2 protein-coding genes and 1 pseudogene are annotated in these 4,275 nt (G+C 33.2%); all 3 read right to left on the bottom strand.

Going from position 1 to position 4,275, the window contains the following annotated elements:
• The coding region (locus AB1Z17_RS06185; protein ID WP_368050922.1) for an alpha-amylase family glycosyl hydrolase at positions 1–2,099 on the bottom strand (2,099 nt) is incomplete at its 3' end.
• A gap of 76 nt (positions 2,100–2,175) precedes the next feature.
• Positions 2,176–3,786, bottom strand: coding sequence for a SusF/SusE family outer membrane protein (locus AB1Z17_RS06190; protein ID WP_368050923.1), 1,611 nt, complete (start codon positions 3,784–3,786; stop codon positions 2,176–2,178).
• Between the two features lie 17 nt (positions 3,787–3,803).
• A pseudogene (locus AB1Z17_RS06195) lies at positions 3,804–4,275 on the bottom strand (DUF5116 domain-containing protein); the annotation flags it as partial.

The raw sequence follows: 4,275 nt of genomic DNA on the forward strand, positions 1-4,275 counted from the left end.
ATAGAAATATCGTATCCTAATTCTCCAAATTGCCAGATCATTTTTGGTCCAGGAATGGTAAATAGAAACATTCCGGCAAGTTCTTGTCTAGCTAAAGCTGTAGTTAAATTTTTTACGGAATAATCGTCACTAGAATTTCCAAATTGTAGGTTTTTATACATTGTGCGTTCTTCATCATGGCTTTCCATATATCCAATTAGGTTTGGATTGTTCCATCCACGGTTTTTATATGAAATCCAAGAAATATCAGTATCAGAACTGAAACCCATAGTATTTTGATTGTAATTATGGTTCATATTTCCCCAAAGCATAATACCATAATTTGCTAATTCAGTTTCTTCTGTATTTGTAGCTAGATGCTCAAAAATAACATATGGTTTGTTTGATGGGCTGTGATTCCAAACAACATCTGCATAATTTTTTAAAATTTCAATACGTTTTGCATCGTAATTACCTCCCCAAGGATCTGAAGATGTGTGAATTGTATTAGAAAATCCCTTTGTGAAGTCAAACCTAAAACCATCAATTTTATATTCGGTCATCCAATATTCTAAAACTTCGTTGAAAAAGGAAACTGTATAAGGCGATTCGTGGTTAAAATCTGAACTCCAATGCGCATCTGTATTGGCAACAAAATTATGATCGGTATTGTACCAAGGATTGTCTACTGCAGGTTTATTATTTGCGCTATCCCAATACATTTGAACTAACGGAGATTGTCCGTACGAATGATTAAAAACAACATCTGATAAAACTGCAATACCCCTTTTATGGCATTCGTCCACTAATTTTTTAAAGGCATTTTTAGTTCCGTAAGCTTTGTCTAAAGCAAAATATAAAGCTGGATTATAACCCCAACTATCTGCTCCTTCAAATTCGTTAACAGGCATTAATTCAATAGCATTTATGCCTAATTCTTCTAAATAATCAAGTTTTGTGAGCACTTCATTAAAAGAATCTGTAATAGTGAAATCACGTACATGAAGTTCATAAATAACTAAATTATCTTGATCTGGTCTTGTAAAATCTGCTACTTGCCAATTGTAAGTTGTTTCATTTATTTTAAAAGTTGAAACATAACCTTCGGTTAAATTGGTTGGGTATTCTTTTAAGTTAGGATAATTTCCGTCACTAATGAATTGATCTGTCCAAGGATCTAATATTTTTTCTGAATAAGGATCGGCAACTTTAAGGTTGTAATCAATTAAATATTGATAGGCATATTCTGTATCAGCATCTAAGTTATTTAGTGTAATCCAAAAGTATTCACCGTCTTTATACAGTTGATAGTTTTCATTAAAAGTCCAATTATTAAAATCGCCTAGTAATAAAACATCGTTTTTATTTGGAGCTAAAAGTACAAAAGTAGCAGTACCGTCTCCATTATTATTAAAACCATTTGAAACACCGGTTGGCATTGTTTGGTTTTGGGTTGGACTTTTTACATAAATAGAAATTTCAGTTTCTTTAGTTTCGCTGCCAGAAGTTGCGGTAGCTTTAATTGTATAAGTTCCTGTTGAAGTAAGAATAATTGATGTTGAAATATTTTTAGTGTTTGTGGCTGTCTTTTGTGAAACACCATTTACAAAAAGCTCTAAATCTGCATTTACAGATGCTTCTGCAGCAATATTTATGGATGTGTTTATGTTGTACGCACTTCCATTTGAAGGTTCTGTAAAAGTAATATTTAGACCTTCTTCATATATTTGAACAAATAGATCAGCTGTTTGTTGTGAGCCATCTGCACTTCTAAAAACAAAATTAAATTCTGAAATATTTTCTGCAATTGCAACGTTATAAAAAGTGTATACATCTGGAGTTATTAATAACTCATAGTTATTGGTTGACGTACGTGTTAATTTTGCTTTGGTAGTGTTTACACCCCAATCTGCAATAACATTTTGCCATCTATCGCCATTTACCGTTACGCCAGTATGTGCATAAACATCACCTGTATAACCTTCTAAACCGGTTCCAGTTGCGTCAAATTTTATTGTAATTTCGCTTGTTGCAGTTGGAATTGTAGGAACAGTACTAACTTGTGCAAAAGCTATGTTTGAAATTATTATTATGAAGAATAAGAGTACTGTTTTTTTCATTATTAAATATATTCTTTTATTTATAAAAAAAGGAAAAAACAAAGGCTGCTCTTAAGAACAGCCTTTGCAATATAAATTATTGTAAAGAAACTGAGAGGGTCCCAGTGTTAAAATTGAGGGTAATTTTATAATTACCTGCAGTTTCAACTTTTACATTGTCTTCACCGTTTTGTTCCAAAACACCTTTTGAAGCGTTGCTTTGTCCCCAGTCATTATCCCAACTTCCAGCAACAGGAACGAATTTAAATTCGTCACCAGCACCTAAGGCTTGTGTAATTTCGAATATACCTGAAGAGGTTTCTGTAAGTTCAGGATTATCTCCATCATTACTCCAGCCTCTAAAAGAACCAACCATAAATATAGAGGAAGGTACATCTGTAATACTTGAAACGTTATAACTAAAAGTATTGAAATTTACAGAAACAATATATTTTCCTGCAGCAAATCCGCTTAAGTTATTTTCACCATCTTGAACGATACCTCCTTCAACAGCGCCGTTTGCACCCCAGTCACCATCCCAACTACCAATAGTAGGTAAGAATTTAAATTCAGCACCATCAGGTAAATCTAAGATTACAGAGAAAACACCTAAACTAGCTTCACCCATAGGGATTGCAGCTGTATTATCCCAACCTACAATAGAACCAACAACATTTAAAGTTTCAAGAGTTTGAAGATTAAATGATAATGTATTGAAATCTACAGTTATTAGATATTTTCCAGCATCGTAACCAGAAAGATTACTTTCACCATCTTGAATTAAAGTTCCTGGGTTATTGGAATCGTTACCCCAGTCTCCATCCCAACTTCCAAGAGTTGGTAAGAATTTAAATTCAGCACCACCAGGTAAGTCTACTACAAGTGTAAATACATTTTCAGCACTATTATTAAATTCTAAAGCAGCTGTATTATCCCATCCTACAACAGAACCAACTAAAAACAGTGAACTTGGAGAAATAACTTCTTCAACAGCATATGTAAAGGTATTTAAATCTACAGAGATTTTATATTTACCTGCAGCCAGTCCTCCAATATTACTTTCACCTTCTTGAATTAAGGAACCATCATTATTTGGATCTTTTCCAAAATCTCCTTCCCAACCAGTATTGGTAGGTAAGAATTTAAATTCATCACCATCAGCAAGATCAATTGTAATTTCGAATGTATTAAACCCTGTATTTGTCATTGCCAATGAAGTTGGAGGGTCCCATCCAGTAAGCGAACCTACTAAATAGAATTCTGAAAATTCAACCTTATAAGGTGTTAAAATTATAGATACAGGTTGAGATACATCTTCATTAGAAGAAATTCTAATATCTATACTAGACGCAACTTCAGGGTCTAAGCCCATTACATCTAATAAAAAATCATTTAATTCATCAACTGTTAAACCAAAGTTTTTAGCTTCAGTTGTTCCCATTAAGTACGAAGTTGCAAAATCCGTCCCAGTTTTGGCAGCTTCTATATTAAATGTTCCAGTTACAGTGCTTAAAGCTTCCCAAGAAATAAACAATGCATTATTATTTAAATTTGTATCATTTAAAATAATTACACTTCCATTAGATGGTGTAACTATTTGAAAACTTTCTTGAGCTGGTAATATTTCAAAGTTCTCGTTTTCATCGCAAGCAATAAATGCTATTGAGAAAACCAAAAGAACTATTATTTTATTTAAATATTTCATCATTTTAAAAGTTAGTTTAATTAATTGGCTGTAACACTATACGTATATTCTCTAGGGTTACTTAAATCTAACACAACACGATAATTTCCTTCTGATCCATCAAAAGTTAAATCACCACCGCCTGTTAAAATTCCGTCAGCATCTTCTGTTCCTAAATCGAAAGCTCCCCACTCGTTATTTCCTCTAAATTTAAATGGTCCAGGAACTAAATGAATATCTACAGCCAATGTTTTTGTTGCTGCATCGTACACTAAATCTGTATCACTATCCCAACCAGTAGGAGTAGCAGCACCGATTATTCCCCAATTTACTGGAGTTGCATTGTAAGTTAACTCATCAGTATCAGCTTTTAGAAAATAATACCCTGCCTCAGCAGAACAATCAGTTTCATCGGTTTCAACTAATTTACCTGTTGTTGATCCATCGTCTGCCCAATCAGTATTTCCCCAGAAAAAACCACCAGTTTCATTAGGTGCAACAAATTTATAACCG

This window comes from Lutibacter sp. (assembly GCF_040883305.1).
GTDB lineage: Bacteria > Bacteroidota > Bacteroidia > Flavobacteriales > Flavobacteriaceae > Lutibacter.

Bases quoted from the DNA above. Each gene is read 5' to 3' on its own strand.
- AB1Z17_RS06190 (WP_368050923.1), bottom strand. From the start codon at position 3,786: ATGATGAAATATTTAAATAAAATAATAGTTCTTTTGGTTTTCTCAATA.